Genomic DNA, 19,247 nt, shown 5'->3' on the forward strand with positions numbered 1-19,247 from the left:
GTGACGCGCGGCAGGGATGAGGAGCGATGACCGACAACAGCGGAACCGAGAAGGCAGTGCATCCGGAAACCGGCGCGGCGCAGCAGTCCAGCAATCCCGCCGCGAAGCGTCCGACTCCGGCCGATGCCGCCCCGAAACCCGGCGCGGCACCACGACCCGGAGTACCCAAGCCGGGGGCGCCCAAACCCGCCGCGGCGCAGCGGACCGAACCGGCGGCGAAACCCGCGGCGACTCACCACGTCAAACCGGCTCCCGTCCCCGGCCCCGCCCACGAGCATCCGCATCCCGTGGTCGTGCCGACCGTCAGCGATCCCAGCGAGTGGGGCCGGGTCGACGACGACGGCACCGCCTGGGTCAAGACCGCCGGCGGCGAACGCGTCGTCGGTTCGTGGCAGGCCGGTGACGCCGCCGAGGGGCTGGCGCATTTCGGGCGTCGCTTCGACGATCTGGCCACCGAGGTCGCGCTGCTCGAGGCTCGCCTCGCGGCCGGCACGGACGCCCGCAAGACCAAGGCCGCGGCCGTCGCGCTCGCCGACTCGCTACCCACCGCGGCGGTGATCGGCGATGTGGACGGTCTGGCCCAGCGCCTGCAGGCGATCATCGAACATTCCGACGAGGCGGCCGCCCACGCCAAGGAGGAGAAGGAACGCACCCGGCACGAGCACACCGAGCGCAAGGAGGCGTTGTGCGCGGAGGCCGAGCAGATCGCCGCCGAATCCACCCAGTGGAAGGCGGCCGGTGACCGGCTGCGCGAAATCCTCGAGGAGTGGAAGTCCATCCGCGGGGTGGACCGCAAGGTCGACGATGCGCTGTGGCGGCGCTTCTCCAAGGCACGCGAGGCGTTCAACCGCCGCCGGGGCGCGCACTTCGCCGAACTCGATCGCGAACGCGCCGCCGCGAAGGCTCGCAAAGAGGAGCTGTGCACGCGCGCCGAGGAGCTGTCCGATTCCACCGACTGGGTGGGCACCGCCGCGCTCTTCCGCGATCTGCTGACCGAATGGAAGGCGGCCGGGCGCGCGCCCCGCGAGGCCGACGAGCAGTTGTGGCGGCGGTTCAAGAGCGCCCAGGACGTGTTCTTCGCCGCGCGCAATGCCGCCGCGTCCGAACGCGATGCCGAATTCGGGCAGAACGCGGCGGCCAAGGAAGAACTGCTGCGCCACTACGAGGACCGCATCCCCGAGCACATCGAACCCGAGTCCGCCACACTGGATTCCGCTCGTGCGGCCCTGCGCGAACTGCAGGAGCGGTGGGACGCCATCGGCAAGGTGCCACGCGAGCGCATGCACGAACTCGAGGGCAAACTGCGGGCGCTGGAGAAGCGGGTGCGCGAGGCGGTGGACGCCCAGTGGCGGCGCACCGATCCCGAGGCGATGGCGCGCGCGGCGCAGTTCCGCGAGCGGGTCGCCCAATTCGAGGAGCAGGCGGCCAAGGCCGAGGCCGCGGGCCGCCCGCGCGATGCCGAGAAGGCGCTCGAACAGGCCAAGCAGTGGCGTGAATGGGCCGATGCCGCCGAGGGCGCGGTCAGCCGGCGCTGAGACGTTCGTCGCCGGTCTGCGGTGCCGAGTTCGCCGCCGGCCGGTATGAGCCGTTCCTGCCCGTAGCGATCCGGACGAGGAGCCGACCATGGATGTCCGCGAGATCAATCGAGGCGTCATCGAGCAGTTCCGGGCCGGGGGCCCGATCGAGGGGATGCACCGGGAGCGTCTGGTGCTGCTCACCACCACCGGCCGCCGGTCCGGGACTCCGCACACCACGCCGATGATGTTCCATCCCGACGGCGACCGGCTGTTGGTCGTCGCCTCGAACGTGGGCGCCCCGCAGCATCCGGACTGGTATCTGAATCTCGTCGCCGATCCGGCCGTGACGGTCGAGGTCGACCGGGAGACCTATCCGGCCACCGCCGTACCGTTGCAGGGCGCCGATTACGACCGGGCGTGGACCGAGCTCACCGCGTTGTATCCGTTCTTCGCCGAACACGCGGAGAAGACCGCACGCACCATCCCCGTGGTGGCACTGCGCCGCTGAGAACGACGCCTCCCGAGCGCCGGTCCGGCTACTTGTCGTCGCCGAACAGCCGGCGCCGGTCCTGCTCTTCCTGTTCGGCGGCCGCGATGCGCCGGCGCTCCTCGGCCTCGAGCTGCAGCGCGGTCCGGCTCCACACCACTCGGATCCAGTGGAAGGTCAGCACGACGATCGCGATCGTGGCCAGGATCAGTCCGATACCGGGTCCGGCGCCGTGATAGTTGCCGAGGCCGGGCGTCTGACGGTGCCAGATCGAGAGCACTCCGAACACACTGCCCACCGCGGATCCGGCGACCGCCACCCACGCCAGTGCCCAGCGGCGGGTGACGAGCGCGAGCGACGAGAACCCGATTCCGAAGATCACCACGAACCATTCGAAGACCCGCGACGGCAGCCCGATGTGCTCGTCCTGCGCGTGGGTGTCGAAGGCCAGCACGTCGAGGCCGCGGGCGGCGCCGGCGTGCGGCAGGATCAGCGACAGCAGCAGCACGAAGACCGCGATCGCGACCACCATGGCGCGCGTCCCGGGGTCGATCTCGCCGGCGATCTTGCGTTCGACGGCCTCGAGATCACCGCGGAACTGCTCGAAGACCTTCGACTCTGCGGGGTTCATGCTCTCCTCATTCGGCTCGGTCGCAGGATTCGGCTCGGTCACATCGCTCGGCTCCGGCTGGTGCGGGTGCCGCGGCGCGGGCGAGGCGTCGCCGGAGCGCTCCGGCGTGACGTCGCGATCGGCATCCTCGTTCCCGCGTTCGGCCATGTCAGACCCCACATCCGGTGTCACAACCGGCGGCCGCCGGCAGCGGCTCCGGCGCGCCGATCCGCGGCAACCCCAGGCCCACTCCGATCGGTGCGGTCTTGGGCAGCACACCGCGTTCGTGCGCGTCGCCGGCGCGGGTACGGCGGTGGTTGTGGATCGGGCCGTCGGCGATGAGGTGGTGCGGCGCCGCCTCGGTGATGTCGACGGTGACGATATCGCCGGGCCGGATCGCCGCCTCACCGGGCCGGAAGTGCACCAGGCGGCCGTCGCGCGCCCGGCCGCTCATCCGCGCGGTGGCCGCGTTCTTCTTGCCGGCGCCCTCGGCGACCAGCAGTTCGACCTCGGTGCCGATCAGCGCGCGATTGGCTTCCAGCGAGATCTGTTCCTGCAGTTCGATCAGCCGGTCGTAGCGCTCCTGGACCACCGCCTTGGGTACCTGATCGGCCATGGTGGCCGCGGGCGTGCCGGGACGGATCGAATACTGGAAGGTGAAGGCGCTGGTGAACCGGGCCTGCCGGACCACATCCAGGGTTTCCTGGAAATCCTCCTCGGTTTCCCCGGGGAAGCCGACGATGATGTCGGTGGTGATCGCGGCATGCGGCATCGCGGCGCGCACCTTCTCGATGATGCCGAGGTAGCGGTCCTTGCGGTAGGACCGGCGCATCGCCTTGAGCACCCGGTCGGAACCCGACTGCAGCGGCATGTGCAGCTGCGGGCACACGTTCGGGGTCTGTGCCATCGCCTCGATGACGTCGTCGGTGAATTCCGCCGGATGCGGCGAGGTGAACCGCACCCGCTCGAGCCCGTCGATACTGCCGCAGGCACGCAGCAGTTTCGCGAAGGCGCCGCGATCGCGGTGTTCGGGCGCGAAGTCGGCCGGATGTCCGTGCGGCAGTGCGGGTTCGGCGAAGTTCACACCGTAGGAGTTGACGTTCTGCCCGAGCAACGTCACCTCGAGCACTCCCTGATCCACCAGCGCCTGCACCTCGGCCAGCACATCGCCGGGCCGCCGGTCGACCTCCTTGCCGCGCAGCGAGGGCACGATGCAGAACGTGCAGGTGTTGTTGCAGCCCACCGAGATCGACACCCAGCCGGCGTAGGCGGATTCGCGGCGAGCGGGCAGCGTGGACGGGAACGCCTCCAGCGATTCCAGGATTTCGACCTGCGCTTGTTCGTTGTGCCGGGCGCGTTCGAGCAGCACCGGCAGCGACCCGATGTTGTGGGTGCCGAAGACGACGTCGACCCAGGGCGCCTTGCGCACGACGGTGTCGCGGTCCTTCTGCGCGAGGCAGCCGCCGACCGCGATCTGCATACCGGGCCGCTCGGCCTTGATCGGCGCCAGATGTCCGAGCGTTCCGTACAGCTTGTTGTCGGCGTTCTCGCGCACCGCGCAGGTGTTGAACACCACCAGATCGGCGGTCTGCCCGCCCGTGGCCTTGGTGTATCCGGCGTCCTCGAGCAGGCCCGACAGCCGTTCGGAGTCGTGCACGTTCATCTGGCAGCCGTAGGTGCGCACCTCGTAGGTCCGCGGCGACTGCGGATCGGTGGCCGAACCGGGGGCGCGTCCCGCAGCCGAATGCGCTGCAACCTGCATGGACGAATTCACGGGTCCAGGGTAGACGCTGTGCGAAATCGGACGCCCACCCCGGTCGCCACGATCGGGGGGCTGGTGACGCCGGTCACGTGGCCGGGCGCCCAGGTCACCACCGGGTTAAGCGCAGGCGGCGACGGCGCGACGCACGCGCCAAAAGTGCGCATTTCGCGCAGGACCGCTCTAGGGTCGACTGTCATGACCGATGCTGCCGACGCAACACCCGGCACCGCCAGCGCTGGGAACACCTCCGACCCGGGCGCTGCCACCGCGGCCGCGGCGTCCGCGACCGTTCCGCCGATGATCTCGATGCGCAACGTGGACAAGCACTTCGGTGATCTGCATGTGTTGCGTGACGTGAATCTGGAAGTGCCGCGTGGACAGGTGGTGATCGTGCTCGGCCCGTCCGGGTCCGGCAAATCCACGTTGTGCCGCACCGTCAATCGGCTCGAGCCGATCGATTCCGGCACCATCGCCGTCGACGGCGTCGAGTTACCCGCCGAGGGGCGCGCACTGGCGAAGTTGCGCGCCGACGTGGGGATGGTGTTCCAGTCGTTCAATCTGTTCGCGCACAAGACGATTCTGGACAACGTGATGCTCGGTCCGGTCAAGGTACGCCGCATCGACAAGAAGCAGGCGCGCGCACGGGCGCTGGAACTGCTCGATCGCGTCGGCATCGCCGATCAGGCCGACAAGTATCCGGCGCAGCTGTCGGGCGGTCAGCAGCAGCGCGTGGCCATCGCCCGGGCATTGGCGATGAATCCGAAGGTGATGCTGTTCGACGAACCCACCTCCGCCCTTGATCCGGAAATGGTCAACGAGGTGCTGGAAGTGATGGTCGCCTTGGCCAAGGAGGGCATGACGATGCTGGTGGTCACGCACGAGATGGGATTCGCCCGCCGCGCCGGAGACCGCGTGCTGTTCATGGCCGACGGCCGGATCGTCGAGGACGCGGCACCCGAAACCTTCTTCACCGCACCCGCTTCCGAGCGGGCCAAGGATTTCTTGGGCAAAATTCTGAGCCATTGATCGCTGTTCACGACCGCGGCGGGAGCGATGACCGCTCCGGGCACCGCGGAGGACCCTTCACACTTCACGAGAGAGAAGGCATTCGATGAGGATCACCCGAGCGCTGCGGTTCGGCATCGGCGCGCTGGCCATCGCGGTCGTCGCGAGCGGATGCGGCGGCGGCAGCAACAAGACAGCCACCGAACACGCGTCGGAAGGCAAACTCACCATCGGCATCAAATTCGATCAGCCGGGTCTGGGCCTGCGCAATCGGGACGGGTCGTTCTCCGGATTCGACGTGGACGTGGCGACCTACGTCGCCGGGAAACTCGGCGTCAGCCCGGACAAGATCACCTTCAAGGAGGCGCCGTCCGCGCAACGTGAGACGCTGATCCAGAACGGGCAGGTGGATTACGTGGTCGCCACCTATTCGATCACCGATCAGCGCAAGCAGAAGGTCGACTTCGCCGGGCCGTATTACGTTGCGGGCCAATCGTTGCTGGTGCGCGCCGACAACACCGACATCACGGGACCGGAATCGCTGAAGGGCGGCAAGAAACTCTGCTCGGTGAAGGGATCGACGCCGGCGCAGAACATTCAGAAGAATTTCGCCAACGATGTGCAGCTGCAGGAATACGACACCTATTCGCTGTGTGTGGAGGCGCTGAAATCCGGGGCGGTGGATGCGGTGACCACCGACAACATCATTCTGGCCGGTTACGCCGCGCAGTCGCCGGGCCAGGTGAAGGTGGTCGGGCAGCCGTTCACGACCGAGAACTACGGCATCGGCCTGAAGAAGGGCGACAAGGACTCACGCGACAAGATCAACGATGCGATCGAATCGATGATCAACGACGGGTCCTGGAAAGCCTCGCTGGAGAAGAACTTCGGCAACACCTTCCCGATCCCGTCGCCGCCGCAGGTCGACCGCTACTGAATCGGCACGGGTTCCGGCCGCGCCGCACCCCCGTCCGGCACAGAGAAGTAGGAGGGCGCGTCCACCGTGTTCGACTTGATCTCCCGATACGACAATCAGCTGTGGGACGCCTTCTGGGTGACCATCAAACTGACCGTGATCTCCGCGATCGGGGCGCTGATCATCGGCACCCTGGTGGCGGCGATGCGGGTGTCGCCGATTCCGGTGGCGCGGTGGATCGGGACGGCGTATGTGACCATTTTCCGCAATACCCCGCTCACCCTCATTCTGGTGTTCTGTTCACTCGGTCTCTACACCACCCTCGGCATCAAGCTCGCGAGTGAGAGTTCGGGACTGGATTTCCTGCCCACCAACAACTTTCGTTTCGCAGTCCTCGGCTTGAGCGTGTACACGGCGTCGTTCGTCTGTGAATCGCTGCGCGCGGGTATCAACACCGTGCCGCTGGGACAGTCCGAGGCGGGACGGTCACTGGGATTGACCTTCGGCCAGAATCTGCGACATGTGGTGTTGCCGCAGGCCTTTCGGTCGGTGATCGCGCCGCTGGGCAGCGTACTGATCGCGTTGACGAAGAATTCCACCATCGCCTCGGCGATCGGCGTGGCCGAGGCGGCGGCGCTGATGGCATCCATGAACGAGACCGAGGCCGATATTCTCGCCATCGGCGCGATCTTCGCCCTCGGTTTCGTCATTCTCACCCTGCCCACCGGATTGCTGTTCGGCTGGCTGGCCAAGCGATTCGAGGTGAAGCGATGAGCGCGAACGCCTCGGTCCTCTACGACGTCCCCGGCCCGAAGGCGCGCCGGCGGCATGCGCTGTATTCGGTGCTGGTGCTGGCGGCTTTGGTGGTGCTCGGCTGGCTGGTGTGGCGGGCGTTCGACGAGAAGGGCCAGCTCACCGCCGAGAAGTGGAAGCCGTTCGTGCAGTCGGAAGTCTGGCAGACCTACATCCTGCCCGGCTTGCGTGGCACCGTGGTCGCCGCGGCGCTGGCGATCGTGTTCGCGATGGCGATCGGCGTGATCTTCGGCTTGTTGCGCCTGTCCGACCATCGCGTCGTGCGGTGGGTGGCGGGGGCGATCGTCGAGGTGGCGCGGGCCATTCCGGTGCTGATTCTGATGATCTTCCTCTACAACTGGTTCGCCAAGGACAATCTGTTCGCCTCCGACCAGCTGGCGCTGGCGGCCGTGGTGATCGCGCTGACCGTGTACAACGGGTCGGTGATCGCCGAGATCGTGCGCTCGGGCATTCGGTCGCTGCCGCGCGGGCAGACCGAGGCGGCGCAGGCCCTGGGATTGCGCAAGGGTCAGATGATGCGGATGATCCTGCTGCCGCAGGCGGTGACGGCGATGCTGCCGGCGCTGATCTCGCAGATGGTCGTGGCGCTCAAGGACACCGCACTCGGCTACCAGATCACCTATCAGGAGATCGTGCGCCAGGGTCAGCAGCTGGGCGCGGCCGAGCAGAACACCGTGCCGGCGCTGATCGTGGTGGCCGTCATCATGATCGCCCTGAACTGGGCGCTGACCTTCCTCGCCACCAGGGTGGAACAGCGGTTGCGGTCGCGCCGCCGGGGTCGGACGGTGCTGGGCGTGAATTCGGTGCTCACCGATGCCGCGCCGGGCGTGGATCTGTCGCTGAGACGGACCACCTCGCCGTAACCGGGCGGCTCGGCGATCGCGGCGGATACGGGTGCGCCGGGCGGCGGTGTCGACGTCCTCCGCGGGACGAGTTGCGCTCGCACCGAGCACAACCCTCGCCCCCGCCGGCTCGATGGTCGATCCTGATCACGCACCACCCCGGTCGCCAAGCCACGCCACTCGCGGCGACCGGGGATGGGTGTCCAACCGGCGACTCATCTGGCCAGGAAATGCCAGCCCAGCCAGGCCCACAGCACCACCGCGACGATCCGGACGGTGCGGGTACGGGTCAGCGCGCGCACCGTGTCACCGAGGCCGGCGAACCACGTGCGCCGCAGGCATGCCACGACCGCCGCGACGATCACCGCGACGACGAGGACCGCGAATCCGGTGATCACCAGTGCGCGATCGGTCATCTCCGCACCATCCACCATCCGGCCCCCACCCAGAGCAGCCATCCGGCGAAACGCCCCGCCCCGCCCTCCAGCGCGGGGCTGAGCAATGTCGACAGGGTGGGATGGGCGGCATCCGGTACGAGCAGCGCGGGCTGGGACAGCCAGGCATACAACTCCCACGCCAGTACCGCCGCCAGCAGGATCGACCACACCACCACCGCACGCCGAACCGGCGGAGTGAACGAAACAGGCCGCGTTCCGAGCACAACGGCGCGGACGGCGACCACGACAGCTACCCCGGCGACCAGCACCGTCGCGGCCACACCGAACGGACGTGTGAACGACCCCACCACCGCCACCGCGACCCAGACGGCCATCAGACCAGCACGTCGCTGCCCCCTCCTGCCACCCCGCACGTCGGTGGTCACCAGCGCAGCATAGGACCTCCGCCGGACACCGGTCGAGTCGCGCGCAGTGCCGGCCGTCGACTGCCGAGCCGGCTGGCGACCGGGGCCTTCTTTCCGATTCGCGTGGATGGCGTCGCGGCGGCGTCGGCCGAACGGATGAGGCGGCGTTGTGCCGCGCTGTTCAGTCGGGCGGGTAACCGTGTGCGAGTTCGGCGCGCACGGCGGCGTAGGCGGTCGACTGGCGAAATCCCTGGCGGGCGAGCATACCGATGAGGCGGTTGACCGCCTTGTCCTCGGACAGACTTCGCGGCATCGTGCGCAGTTTGCGGCGTACCAGTTCCGCGGCTCGCTCCGCCTCGTTGTCGTCGGGATCCCCAGCTACCGTATCCGCGTCGGCACCGTCCTCGGCGAGGGGTGCTTTCCCAGTCCGATTCCGCTGTGCCGCAAATGGTTTCGTGGTCGCGGCAATTTCGTCCCTCACCACGGCATACGCCATGGACTGCGGATAACCGCGGCGGGCGAGCATGCCGACCAGTCGCGCCATGATCTTGTCCTGCGGGACGTCGCGCGATAGTGTTGCGAGCTTTTTCCGTACCAGCTGTGCGGCGTGCTCGGCGTCGTCGGGCTCGGATATCCGCGATGCCGACCCGGTCGAGGTGAGGCCGGACCCTTTCCCGACTCGCTCCTTCGGCGAATGTTGTTCCGCTACAAGGGGAAGGGAACCGTCGGCCGGTTCGTCGCCCGCGACGTGATCTGCGTGCTCGGAACGGTCGAGGTCGCCGCTCGAGGTGGCGGCTGCGGCGAGCTCGTCCTTGACCACGGCGTAGGCCATGGCTTGGTTGTAGCCGCGGCGGGCGAGCATGCTGACCAGCCGGTTGGTCGCTGTGTCGGCGGGAAGGTCCGCCGGCAGGGTGGTGAGTTTGCGGCGGACCAGTTCGGCGGCACGGGCGCTTTCGTCGGCGGGAGTGATGGCGGCCAGTGCGGGCCCGGCATCGGCGTCGGACACTCCTTTGCGTCGAAGTTCTTGCGCGAGAACCTTTTTCCCCTTACCAGAGAAGGTGTGACGAGAGTGCACCCACTGTTCGGCGAAGGCGGCATCGTCGATCAGTCCGACCTCGGCGAGGCGGTTCAGTGCCCGCTCGGCGACCTCGGGCGCGAACCCTTTGGCCGCCAGTTTGTCCGCCAGTTCGGCGCGGCTGCGCGCTCGATCGGTGAGCAGGCGCAGGCAGATGTCCTTGGCCTGCGCCTCGGTCCCCGCCTTCGGCGCAGCGGTCTGCGCGGCGTCGGAACGCTTCCCGCCGTCGGTGTCGGATCGATGCCGCGAACCCCGGCGCCCTCCCCCGTTCCCGCCGTCTCCGCGTGACCGTCTTCTCGAGCCGCCCGCATCCGCCCCGTCATCCGACCGCGGATACGCCACGGGGCTGTCGTCCGGAACGAACGAGCCGTCGTCGCCGCCCTTCGGCTGCCCCTCCGCCCGGTGGGTGCGGCCGAGCAGACGATCCCCGTCGGCACGCTCGCCCCACCTCCGCTGCAGCGCGTCGACCTCGGCCTGCAGTGCGCGAATTCGATTGCGCGCCTGGGAATCCTGTGTCGCAGAGCCATCACCGCGGCGACCGGAGATCGCGGCGTCGACACTCGACCGCATCCGCCCCTCGACCTCGGAGCCGACCCGGTCCTCGAGTCCATCACGACGCCGATCGTCAAGCTCGGAACCGAAGCGAACCTCCGGCCCACCACCACGCCGAACCTCGGACTCGGAACCAGAGCGAACTTCAGGCCCACCAAGACGCCGAGAGTCGGATTCGGGACCGGACCGAACCTCCGGCCCACCACCACGCCGAACCTCGGACTCGGAGCCGGAGCGAACCTCCGGCTCGATGCGGTGCGGAAGCTCAGGCTCGAATACCGGCCGGTCCACGTGTACGGATGTGCCCGTGTCATCGACCGAATCGTGTTGGGGCACAGGTCCGTCATCGGAACGCCATACACCGGTGGGCGAATCCCCAGCGCTAGGCTTCGATCGCCGGCGACGGGGCGAACCGCCCTGCCGGCGAACGGGTTTCGACCACGACTCCTCGTCCGGGTCGCCGGTGCGTCGGGAGCGGGATTCGATATCTTCCAGTTGCCGCCGCAGGCGTTCGACGGCGTCGAGCCGAGAGGCGCCAGGGTCCGGGAGGGGTGTGGACCCCGGCGCTTCCCGGTGCGGCATCGGTTAGAAGTCGACGGGCGCCTCGGCACCCGCGTCTGCGGTGACGTCGGCACCGATGCCGAGCTTCTCCTTGATCTTCTTCTCGATCTCGTCGCGCACGTCGGTGTTCTCCAGCAGGAACTTGCGGGCGTTCTCCTTGCCCTGGCCGAGCTGATCGCCCTCGTAGGTGTACCAGGAACCGGACTTGCGGATGAAGCCCTGATCGACACCCATATCGATGATCGAGCCCTCCTTGGAGATGCCGGCACCGTAGAGGATGTCGAATTCGGCCTGCTTGAACGGCGGCGACACCTTGTTCTTGACGACCTTGACGCGGGTGCGGTTACCCACCGCGTCGCTGCCGTCCTTCAGCGTCTCGATGCGGCGCACATCCAGACGCACCGAGGCGTAGAACTTCAATGCCTTACCACCCGTGGTGGTTTCGGGCGAGCCGAACATCACGCCGATCTTCTCGCGCAGCTGGTTGATGAAGATGGCGGTGGTGCCGGAGTTGTTGAGCGCACTGGTCATCTTGCGCAGCGCCTGGCTCATCAGACGGGCCTGCAGACCGACGTGGCTGTCGCCCATCTCGCCCTCGATTTCCGCGCGCGGTACCAGCGCCGCGACGGAGTCGATGACGATGATGTCCAGCGCGCCGGAGCGCACCAGCATGTCGGCGATCTCCAGTGCCTGCTCACCGGTGTCGGGCTGCGACACCAGCAGGGCATCGGTGTCGACGCCGAGTTTGCGGGCGTATTCCGGATCCAGCGCGTGCTCGGCGTCGATGAAGGCCGCGAGTCCGCCGTTGGCCTGCGCGTTGGCGATGGCGTGCAGAGCGACCGTGGTCTTACCGGAGGATTCCGGACCGTAGATCTCCACGACGCGGCCACGCGGCAGACCGCCGATGCCCAGCGCCACATCCAGTGCGATCGAACCCGTCGGAATGACCGAGATGGGCTGATGCGCCTCCTCGCCCAGACGCATGATCGCGCCCTTACCGAAACTCTTCTCGACCTGCGCAAGAGCGAGCTCGAGCGCCTTGTCACGGTCGTAGGCCTGTGGTGCCATCGTCTGTTCCCCTTCTGACGGGTAAGTCTCGTTGTGTGGTTGGCGCCCACGGTAGAGGGCGGCACCGACAAGTTCTGATGGCAAGCTTAGACGAACACGTGTTCGAGGCAAGCGACGCGGCCGCCGACACGCACGGCGGCCGTACAGCCGCACCCCGTCCCAGGCAATCGCCGCGCTATCCGGCCGGTCACGCGGCCCCGATGCGGCCGTGCCCGGTCATCGAGTCGCCGTCGGCACCACCGCGATCCGATCGGTCTGCATCAGCGCCTGCGCCTGTTTCAGCATCCGCAGTGTCGGCGTCACCTCCACGTCGACGATCCCGTCCAGAGCCCCCAGCCGCTCGGTGAGGTAGCGGTACAGGTGTGAGCTGTCGCGGCAGACGATGGAGGCGACCAGATTGGTGGGCCCGGTGGTGGCCGCGACGAACGCCGTCTCCGGATGGGTGGCGATCGCCCGGCCGATGGCGTCGAGCTCGGCCGGATGCGTCCGCACCCATAGCGACGCCCGCACCGCGTACCCCATGCGCTCGATGGCGAAATCGAGATCGAAATACAGCACGCCCGCCGCCGTCAGCTCGGACATCCGCCGCGCGACCCGGGTTGGGCTCCAGCCGGTTTCGGCCGCCAGCCGGGCATAGGAGGCGCGCCCGTCGCGGGCCAGCAGGGCGAGCATCGCCTCGTCGGCCGCGGACAGCTCCATCGGCGCGTCGGGCCCGCGCTGATCGTTCATCGCGGGCCTCGGTCCCAGCTGCCGCAACTGTTCCTCGGTCAGCAGCCTGCTGTACCGTGGCCACTCCTCTGCCAGCGGGAATCGGTGGATGATCTCGTAGGCCATCAATCCGGTGACCTGGCTGGCTCGCGGAAGGACGTTGAGCAGCAACGCGTCTCGCTGTTCGATCGAGCGCGGGCGGCTCACGCAGGTGACCTCCGAACCGGTCGACAGCAGCGCCACCCAACTCACGTCCGGCAGTCGCGCCAGCGATTCGGCGAGCCGCAGCGCCTTGTCCGGGGTCGACCGCACCCGCAGCATCCAGCGCGTATTCCCCAGCGGCATGGCGTTGACCTGGCCGGAGACGTGCAGGATGCCGCGTTGGCGCATCGACCGGAAGCGGCGGGCCACGGTCTGTTCGGAGACGCCGAGGATCGCGCCCAGGGTGGCGAACGGGATGCGGGCATCGGTGACCAAGCCGTGCACGATCTGCTTGTCGAGCGTATCGAGAACGGAGGATTCGAGTTCGTCTTCGGGGTTCACAGGCGGAATCTCACATCGAGGGCCGGGTAGCTGGATGGATATTCAAACATCTCGCACGCTTGGCGTCGATATCGTTCGCCCTACCCGGAGGTCGCCATGCGGAAATGGCTCCCCTTGTTCGCGGCGTGCCTCGGCACGCTGATGCTGCTCATCGACGTCACCATCGTCAACGTCGCACTCCCCGACATCGCCGCCGATCTCGGCACCGGACTGTCGGGCCTGCAGTGGGTCGTCGACGGCTATGCGCTGGGACTGGCCGCACTGCTGCTGGTCCTGGGTTCGTTCGCCGATCGGTTCGGCGCCAAACCCACCTATCTCGCGGGCCTCGTGGTTTTCGCCGCCGCCTCACTGGCGTGCGGACTGGCCCAGTCCTCGGCCCTGCTGGTGGCCGCGCGGGCCGTGCAGGGCATCGGCGGTGCGGCCATGTTCGCGACCACGCTGTCGCTGCTGCACGCCACCTACACCGGCCGTGATCGCGGCACCGCGTTCGGCGCCTGGGGTGCGATCGCGGGTGCGGCCGCCGGCATCGGTGTGGTGCTCGGCGGGGTGCTGACCGACCTGCTGTCGTGGCGTTGGATCTTCCTGGTGAACCTGCCGATCGCGGCCGTCACCATCGCGCTGTCGCTGTACGCCTTCGGCCCCTCGCCACGACGCCCCGGCCGTGGCGTGGACCTCGCCGGAATGGCCGCCTTCGCCGTCGCGGCCACCGCGCTGACCTACGGCATCATCCGGGGTGGGGAGGACGGATGGGGCGACGGCGCGGCAGTCGCCACGCTGACCCTCGGCGCGATCGCGATCGGCTGTTTCGTCCTCGTCGAATCACGCAGCGCCACACCGATGTTCCCGCTCGCACTGCTGCGCAACCGGGAGTTCGCGGCAACCCTGGTCGCGGCGGCGGGCTTCAATTTCGCCGCCTTCGCGAGCAGCCCCCTCATCTCCCTGTGGCTGCAGCAGCCGTTGCAGCTCAGCCCACTGCGCGCCGGACTGTCCATGCTGCCGATGGCGGCGACGGCGTTCGTGGTCTCGGGCGCGTTCGGGCGGTGGCTGCACGACGTGGCACCCCGCTGGACCATCGGCGGCGGATTGGTGATCACCGGTATCGGGGCGGGTCTGCTGGGCGTGATCGACGCCGGATCGACCTGGAGTGCACTACTTTTCGGTTACGTGGTGATCGGCATCGGCATCGGCGTGCTCGCGCCGCCGCTGGTGGCGGTCGCGATGGCCGCGGTGCCCCCGCAGCAGAGCGGCACCGCCGCCGGGGCGGTCAACACCGCACGCCAACTGGGCCTCGCCCTCGGGGTCGCGGTACTCGGCACGGCATTCCGCAGCGCGGCCGGCGAGGGCCGGAACACGGTGTCGCAGTTCGTGTCCGGGCTCGACGCGGCCGTGGCGGTGGCAGCGGGTGTGGGCATCGTTCTCGGCCTCATCGCCTTCGCCCTGTTCCGTCCTCGTCCCCGGAGCGCCGAGACGGCGGAACCGGCCGCCGCAGAGATCCCGGTCGGCTGAACCGGCGGCGCCGCGGCGCGGTGCCGATTCCGCGCCGCGGCGCAGTGCCGATTCCGCGCCGCGGCGCAGTGCCGATTCCGCGCCGCGGCGCGGTGGCCGATTCGGAGAAGGTGCGCTCACACTTCGGGGCCGAGCCCCACCGGCAGTCGCGGCGGGGTTCCCTGAGTCCACGTGATGCGCAGCGACGACGCCCGGATCCGCCAGCCGTCGGCCGTCCGGGCCAATTCGGTGTCGGCATGCCCGGCGGAGATGAAGACCCCCTCGGAACCGTCGGCGAGGACATGAGTGCTCAGCTGAGCGCCGCGCGCCGTGGCGCGGTCGCCGTCGAGTTCGATCACCGCGTTGGTTCCCAGATGAACGGTCCGGTCGAACAGCGCCATCCCGCGCCGGATGTGCGCGAGTACGGCGTCGCGGCCGCGGACGGTGCCGATCGGCATCTCCGCGGTCGCGTCCTCGGTGTAGTAGGTCCGCGCCCACCGATCGTCGAATACGCCGTCGTCGAGCGACCGCAGATAGCGGTCCAGCAGGTCGGTTATCTCGGACCGGTCCAGTAGTTCCCGAATCCGGTTCTCGGTGATCTCGGTATCCATGCGACCACCCTGCAACCTCGAGCGAACTCGAGGTCAAGGCCGCTGTGACGCAGCCGACCGCTACCGGTCACCAGCGGCTCTTCGGTACGTCGAATTCGGCGCACAGAGCACGCCAGACCTCGCGGGGGTCGATACCGTCCTCGATCGCCTGGGAGCCGGTACGGCCGTTCATCGAGGGCAGGACATGATCGGCCAGCAGCAGGTCGCCGCGGGCGACGCCGAATTCGGTATGCAAGAGTTCCTGAAATTCAGTCAACCGCACCGTGCCGAGGGTACCGGTCGCCCACGAACCGCCGACGGCGGCGCGGTCAGCTCGCGCGCGCCCGGTCCAGTGTGCGGTGACAGATGTCGATCGGATCGGCGACATCGGAGGCGGTGGCCGCGGCCGCCGCGGCGGCCTTGCGATAGGACTCGTCGCCGAGGACGGTGCGCACCGCCGCGCGCAGCGATTCGGGCGTGAACGGCCGTACCAGCAGCGAACTACCTTGGCGCACCGCACGATTGGCGAGTTCCCACTGATCACCTCCACCGGGCACGGTCACGATCGGCACGCCGGCGAGCAGAGTTTTGGCCAGCAACCCGTGCCCTCCGCCGCCGACCACCACCGCGGCATGCCGCAACAGCTCGTCCTGCCGTCCCAGGCCGGCCGTCGCCCACGGCGGAAGGTCCTCCGGTGGCGTATCGAGCATCGAGATCGCCACGCGCACATCGCTGTCCGCGAGCGCCTCCAGCGCACCGGTCGCCAGATCACCGAATCCGGTCCGGGCCGTGGACGGCGCGACCACGACCAGCGGCCGGTCACCGGGCGGCGGCGCCAGCACCTCCGACGTCGGCTCCCACAGCAGCGGCCCCACCACATGCGCGTCCTCCGGCCAATCCGGCCGGTCGACCTCCAGAGCGGGCAGTGTGGCGATCAACCGGGCATCCGGGCCGGGATCCAGCTCCGGCAGCCCCACGCTCGCCCGCGCCGCTCCCCGCTGCCGATCGCCGCGGGTGATCGCGCGCGCGGTCAGCCCGCGCAGCACCGTATCGCGCATCCGCCCACGCAGACCCTCACCCGGCGCGAGCCCACTACCGATGGGCGGCAACGCTTTCGACGGCAGATACAGCGGATGCGGCGACAGCTCGACCCACGGCACCCCCAGCCGCTCGGCGGCCATCCCGCCGCCGGCGGTGAGCACATCCGAGACCACCAGCTCCGGCAGCATGGCACTGAGATCGGGCAGGATCTCCGAGGAGATATGGGCCGCTCGGTCATGGATGCGCGCACCCGCGTCGGCGTCGTCGTCCTGCGGGCGCGGCGCCAAACCCTTCAACCGCCGCACCGCGATCCCCGCCTCGCGCGCCGCATCGAACCAGCGCGGACTGGTGAACAACACCGGATCATCGCCCGCCTGGAGAAACCGCAGACACAGCGCGATCGCCGGAAACGCATGACCCGGATCCGGACCCGCGACGACAGCCACTCGCATGCGCCCCACCATGCCATACCCGGTCACCACCCGATGCCGGGCGGGCACAGCTACCCGACGGTCATGAACGCCGCCGGAACCGATCGTGGCCGCTCACAGTACCGGCGGTCAGTCGGCGAAGTGGTACAGCTCGAACCCGACCGCCCGCTCGGCAGCGAAACCGGCATGCGGCCCCGTGGCCCGATCCACGATGGCGCGAGCCTGGTCCGCCACCGGCTCGTCACTGAGCGCGCTCAGGTAGCGGCTGTGCTGCATGAGCGAATCCACCGCGGCCCGAACGGTATCGGTGACGTCCACCGCGTGCGTCACCACCGGGCCCACCACCGCGGCCCAACGCGGCGTCCAGATCGGCAATTCGGCCAGCTCCGGGAAGATCCATTCGTTGCCCGCATCCGAGATCGCGTCCAGCGCACTGCGCCCCACCGCGCGATGATCGGCGCTGTTCGCATATCCGGGCGCCCAGGTGTCGCCGAAATTGAACAACACCACCATCTCCGGGCGATGCCGCCGGATCGCCGCGGCCAGATCGCGGCGCAAACCGAGCCCACCCTCGATCCGCCCATCCGGATAGCCCAGGAACTCCACCTCCTCGACGCCGACCGCGCGCGCCGAGGCGATCTCCTCCTGCTGCCGCACCGGCCCGCACTCGGCCGGCGGCAGGCCCGCGATCCCGGCCTCACCGCTGGTGACCAGCAGATACCGGATGTCCTTACCCTGCTTCGTCCAGCGAGCCACCGCGGCCGCGGCACCGTATTCGATATCGTCGGGATGGGCGACGATCACCAGACCGCGCTGCCAATCCTCGGGTAGTTGGGCTGTAATTTCGGCCTCCGTGTTCGATGCGGCGGCTCCGCCACCGCGGGTTCTCGGCCCTTAGGCCGAGAACCATGAAGGTGCACCTCTCGCGAAACGCTAACACAGCAAATTTCTCGGCTTCGTAGTTGCGAAACAGCAACGGGCCGTTCGGCTTTCGTACCGAACGGCCCGGGTTGTAGCTGGCTACAGTTTGGTGACAGTCGACTTGTTCGAGCCGGAGACGGCCTTGTACAGCAGGTACAGGCCGAAGACCACGACGCTGATCATCAGGATCGGGAACAGCGCCTTGACCAGCGCGCCGATCACGATCAGCGCCAGCCACACGAGCGCGACGACGCCCAGAATCTTCCAGAACATGTCCATTCCTCCCGAAGGTTTCCGAACCGCCGTCAGCGCGATCCGACTCCTCCATACTGTCAACTCGGCGACGGAAAATCACCAGGTCACGACCGATATCCGGGAAATCTCAGGGTGAACCCCTAGCCGGATCACCCGCGAGGATCGGTCCGCGCGCCGAATATCGCCCCGTGCGGCCGCGAAGGCACGGATGCCGCCGAGGCGGCCGCGTTCAGCGCCGGTCGGCGAGATCGGTGAGGGCCTGGGCCCAGCCGTCCAGGCGGTCGGCCGCCTCGCGCAAGGTGAACATGGCCCAGCCGAAGTCGTCCGCCGGTGTCGCCGCTGTGCTCGCTCCGGCCGCCAGCATCTGACCGGCGGCGGCGACGAGCTGCTCGTATTCGGTCACGCCGGCGTCCAGCCGATCGACCATCGCGCCCGATTGCTGCCGCAACCCCGCCCCGGCATGCGAGGTCGCGACCACCTCGAGCGCCTTCTCCATGGCCGCGATGTCCCCGGCGAGAGCGTGCAGGGCGGCTGCCCCGGATTCCGCGGTCGCCACGGTGTCGGCGAAATCGTCGGCCGGCACTCGGCCGCTCGCCTCGATCTGACGGCCGAGGGCGTAGAAGGCCCGTTCCGCCCGGACCAGTCGGGCGATGGGCGCCCGCGCCGCGGACTGCACTCCGGGCAGCCGGCGCGGGACGAACGCCGCGGGCGGCAATGGGTTTCGACGCAACTCGAGGTACCGGCGGGTACTCACCGCCGCGCCGGTCACCAGCGCGGCCGCACCGCCACCGACCACGACAACCGCCCACACGGGGGCCGAGATCGCCACCAGTCCGGCCGTGCCCAGCGCGGTCACACCCGAGGCCGCACTCCAGCGGAGGCTGCGCCGCCGCACCCGCCGCCGGCGGCGAAGTTCCCGCTCCCGCGGGTCGGCCCACTTCCGGACCGCGTGCAAGGCGAATTCGCCGGCGTCGCGCACTGCGCCCGGAAGCCGCCTGGCGCGTGCGAGCTGATCGCCCTCGGTCGGGCTGTGGGTCGAAGAATTCCGAAACGCGCTCGGGCCGGGCGAACGACGGCGCTCGCGCGGGTTTCCCTTGGCTTCGCGTGATCCGGTGTGCGACCGGGCGGCGGGCCCGCTGTCCGGTTCATGAATTTCGTGGATGACGCCGTGAGCACTCGGGCTCTCCGTGCCCGATCCGCGATCGGATGTCGGGCGGCCGGACGGGACGGCACCGGAAACACGATGCCGCTCAATGGATTCGG

The 19,247-nt window shown here is 68.8% G+C and carries 20 protein-coding genes and 1 pseudogene; 7 read left to right on the top strand and 14 right to left on the bottom strand.

Going from position 1 to position 19,247, the window contains the following annotated elements:
* Window positions 1-26 precede the first annotated feature (26 nt).
* Together AC5592_RS30810 and AC5592_RS30815 are read left to right on the top strand one after the other, a co-directional pair.
* The gene (locus tag AC5592_RS30810; protein ID WP_036503240.1) at window positions 27-1,535 is read left to right on the top strand and encodes a DUF349 domain-containing protein; all 1,509 of its coding nucleotides are present in this window, start codon (window positions 27-29) and stop codon (window positions 1,533-1,535) included.
* Window positions 1,536-1,623: 88 nt separating this feature from the next.
* The gene (locus AC5592_RS30815) at window positions 1,624-2,025 is read left to right on the top strand and encodes a nitroreductase/quinone reductase family protein (protein ID WP_063066231.1); all 402 of its coding nucleotides are present in this window, start codon (window positions 1,624-1,626) and stop codon (window positions 2,023-2,025) included.
* A gap of 28 nt (window positions 2,026-2,053) precedes the next feature.
* Here the strand turns inward: AC5592_RS30815 and AC5592_RS30820 are convergent, their stop codons facing one another.
* Together AC5592_RS30820 and miaB are read right to left on the bottom strand one after the other, a co-directional pair.
* Window positions 2,054-2,635 (bottom strand): Rv2732c family membrane protein, encoded by a 582-nt coding sequence (locus AC5592_RS30820; protein ID WP_063000884.1) that lies wholly within the window; start codon window positions 2,633-2,635, stop codon window positions 2,054-2,056.
* Window positions 2,636-2,783: 148 nt separating this feature from the next.
* A complete protein-coding gene (gene miaB, locus AC5592_RS30825) occupies window positions 2,784-4,376 on the bottom strand; it encodes a tRNA (N6-isopentenyl adenosine(37)-C2)-methylthiotransferase MiaB (protein WP_051024756.1) in 1,593 nt (530 codons plus the stop codon).
* Window positions 4,377-4,673: 297 nt separating this feature from the next.
* Between miaB and AC5592_RS30830 the strand changes: the two genes are divergently transcribed.
* From AC5592_RS30830 to AC5592_RS30845, 4 genes are all read left to right on the top strand, one after another.
* Window positions 4,674-5,402 carry an amino acid ABC transporter ATP-binding protein gene (locus AC5592_RS30830; RefSeq protein WP_036503292.1) on the top strand — a complete coding sequence of 243 codons (729 nt, stop codon included), beginning with the start codon at window positions 4,674-4,676 and terminating at the stop codon, window positions 5,400-5,402.
* 85 nt (window positions 5,403-5,487) lie between these two features.
* Window positions 5,488-6,318, top strand: a complete 831-nt coding sequence (locus AC5592_RS30835) for a glutamate ABC transporter substrate-binding protein (protein ID WP_036503245.1) — start codon at window positions 5,488-5,490, stop codon at window positions 6,316-6,318.
* Window positions 6,319-6,384: 66 nt separating this feature from the next.
* Complete coding sequence (locus AC5592_RS30840) at window positions 6,385-7,071, top strand: amino acid ABC transporter permease (protein ID WP_036503247.1); 687 nt, start codon at window positions 6,385-6,387, stop codon at window positions 7,069-7,071.
* Complete coding sequence (locus AC5592_RS30845; protein WP_063066232.1) at window positions 7,068-7,973, top strand: amino acid ABC transporter permease; 906 nt, start codon at window positions 7,068-7,070, stop codon at window positions 7,971-7,973. Before AC5592_RS30840 ends, AC5592_RS30845 begins: the two co-directional genes overlap by 4 nt.
* Before the next feature lie 194 nt (window positions 7,974-8,167).
* On the opposite strand, the gene AC5592_RS30850 is transcribed toward AC5592_RS30845, so the two are convergent.
* The 6 genes and pseudogenes from AC5592_RS30850 to AC5592_RS30875 all read right to left on the bottom strand — a co-directional run bounded on the left by AC5592_RS30850 (window position 8,168) and on the right by AC5592_RS30875 (window position 13,261).
* Entirely contained in the window at window positions 8,168-8,368 is a 201-nt protein-coding gene (locus tag AC5592_RS30850; protein ID WP_063066233.1) for a DUF6186 family protein, read from the bottom strand.
* On the bottom strand, window positions 8,365-8,775 hold the full coding sequence (locus AC5592_RS30855) for a hypothetical protein (protein ID WP_157122341.1): 411 nt from the start codon (window positions 8,773-8,775) through the stop codon (window positions 8,365-8,367). The genes AC5592_RS30850 and AC5592_RS30855 overlap by 4 nt, the downstream gene beginning before the upstream one ends.
* Window positions 8,776-8,935: 160 nt before the next feature.
* On the bottom strand, window positions 8,936-9,388 hold the full coding sequence (locus tag AC5592_RS30860) for a hypothetical protein (protein ID WP_371507553.1): 453 nt from the start codon (window positions 9,386-9,388) through the stop codon (window positions 8,936-8,938).
* A 138-nt stretch (window positions 9,389-9,526) separates the two neighbouring features.
* Window positions 9,527-10,171, bottom strand: a pseudogene (gene recX / locus AC5592_RS30865) (recombination regulator RecX); the annotation flags it as partial.
* 795 nt (window positions 10,172-10,966) lie between these two features.
* Window positions 10,967-12,010 carry a recombinase RecA gene (gene recA, locus AC5592_RS30870; protein ID WP_025351561.1) on the bottom strand — a complete coding sequence of 348 codons (1,044 nt, stop codon included), beginning with the start codon at window positions 12,008-12,010 and terminating at the stop codon, window positions 10,967-10,969.
* Window positions 12,011-12,226: 216 nt separating this feature from the next.
* Window positions 12,227-13,261: an Lrp/AsnC family transcriptional regulator gene (locus AC5592_RS30875; protein ID WP_063920425.1), complete on the bottom strand. Its 1,035-nt coding sequence runs from the start codon at window positions 13,259-13,261 to the stop codon at window positions 12,227-12,229.
* Between the two features lie 96 nt (window positions 13,262-13,357).
* Between AC5592_RS30875 and AC5592_RS30880 the strand changes: the two genes are divergently transcribed.
* A complete protein-coding gene (locus AC5592_RS30880; protein ID WP_051024757.1) occupies window positions 13,358-14,767 on the top strand; it encodes an MFS transporter in 1,410 nt (469 codons plus the stop codon).
* A 116-nt stretch (window positions 14,768-14,883) separates the two neighbouring features.
* Here the strand turns inward: AC5592_RS30880 and AC5592_RS30885 are convergent, their stop codons facing one another.
* From AC5592_RS30885 to pspM, 6 genes are all read right to left on the bottom strand, one after another.
* On the bottom strand, window positions 14,884-15,357 hold the full coding sequence (locus tag AC5592_RS30885) for a nuclear transport factor 2 family protein (protein ID WP_063066236.1): 474 nt from the start codon (window positions 15,355-15,357) through the stop codon (window positions 14,884-14,886).
* Between the two features lie 67 nt (window positions 15,358-15,424).
* Window positions 15,425-15,619 carry a DUF3046 domain-containing protein gene (locus tag AC5592_RS30890; RefSeq protein ID WP_063066237.1) on the bottom strand — a complete coding sequence of 65 codons (195 nt, stop codon included), beginning with the start codon at window positions 15,617-15,619 and terminating at the stop codon, window positions 15,425-15,427.
* 46 nt (window positions 15,620-15,665) lie between these two features.
* Window positions 15,666-16,829 carry a glycosyltransferase gene (locus AC5592_RS30895; RefSeq protein ID WP_036503299.1) on the bottom strand — a complete coding sequence of 388 codons (1,164 nt, stop codon included), beginning with the start codon at window positions 16,827-16,829 and terminating at the stop codon, window positions 15,666-15,668.
* Between the two features lie 108 nt (window positions 16,830-16,937).
* Complete coding sequence (locus AC5592_RS30900; protein WP_036503262.1) at window positions 16,938-17,651, bottom strand: PIG-L deacetylase family protein; 714 nt, start codon at window positions 17,649-17,651, stop codon at window positions 16,938-16,940.
* A 177-nt stretch (window positions 17,652-17,828) separates the two neighbouring features.
* On the bottom strand, window positions 17,829-18,002 hold the full coding sequence (locus AC5592_RS30905) for a hypothetical protein (protein WP_030513209.1): 174 nt from the start codon (window positions 18,000-18,002) through the stop codon (window positions 17,829-17,831).
* A 211-nt stretch (window positions 18,003-18,213) separates the two neighbouring features.
* Window positions 18,214-18,963 (bottom strand): phage shock envelope stress response protein PspM, encoded by a 750-nt coding sequence (pspM, locus tag AC5592_RS30910; protein ID WP_036503264.1) that lies wholly within the window; start codon window positions 18,961-18,963, stop codon window positions 18,214-18,216.
* Window positions 18,964-19,247: the final 284 nt, after the last annotated feature.

Origin of the sequence: Nocardia violaceofusca NBRC 14427, from assembly GCF_963869435.1 — a bacterium.
In the GTDB taxonomy this organism is placed as follows: domain Bacteria; phylum Actinomycetota; class Actinomycetes; order Mycobacteriales; family Mycobacteriaceae; genus Nocardia; species Nocardia aobensis.

Bases quoted from the DNA above. Each gene is read 5' to 3' on its own strand.
- AC5592_RS30810 (WP_036503240.1), top strand. From the start codon at position 27: ATGACCGACAACAGCGGAACCGAGAAGGCAGTGCATCCGGAAACCGGC.
- AC5592_RS30815 (WP_063066231.1), top strand. From the start codon at position 1,624: ATGGATGTCCGCGAGATCAATCGAGGCGTCATCGAGCAGTTCCGGGCC.
- AC5592_RS30820 (WP_063000884.1), bottom strand. From the start codon at position 2,635: ATGAACCCCGCAGAGTCGAAGGTCTTCGAGCAGTTCCGCGGTGATCTC.
- miaB (WP_051024756.1), bottom strand. From the start codon at position 4,376: ATGCAGGTTGCAGCGCATTCGGCTGCGGGACGCGCCCCCGGTTCGGCC.
- AC5592_RS30850 (WP_063066233.1), bottom strand. From the start codon at position 8,368: ATGACCGATCGCGCACTGGTGATCACCGGATTCGCGGTCCTCGTCGTC.
- AC5592_RS30845 (WP_063066232.1), top strand. From the start codon at position 7,068: ATGAGCGCGAACGCCTCGGTCCTCTACGACGTCCCCGGCCCGAAGGCG.
- AC5592_RS30880 (WP_051024757.1), top strand. From the start codon at position 13,358: ATGCGGAAATGGCTCCCCTTGTTCGCGGCGTGCCTCGGCACGCTGATG.
- AC5592_RS30885 (WP_063066236.1), bottom strand. From the start codon at position 15,357: ATGGATACCGAGATCACCGAGAACCGGATTCGGGAACTACTGGACCGG.
- AC5592_RS30830 (WP_036503292.1), top strand. From the start codon at position 4,674: ATGATCTCGATGCGCAACGTGGACAAGCACTTCGGTGATCTGCATGTG.
- AC5592_RS30835 (WP_036503245.1), top strand. From the start codon at position 5,488: ATGAGGATCACCCGAGCGCTGCGGTTCGGCATCGGCGCGCTGGCCATC.
- recA (WP_025351561.1), bottom strand. From the start codon at position 12,010: ATGGCACCACAGGCCTACGACCGTGACAAGGCGCTCGAGCTCGCTCTT.
- AC5592_RS30895 (WP_036503299.1), bottom strand. From the start codon at position 16,829: ATGCGAGTGGCTGTCGTCGCGGGTCCGGATCCGGGTCATGCGTTTCCG.
- AC5592_RS30905 (WP_030513209.1), bottom strand. From the start codon at position 18,002: ATGTTCTGGAAGATTCTGGGCGTCGTCGCGCTCGTGTGGCTGGCGCTG.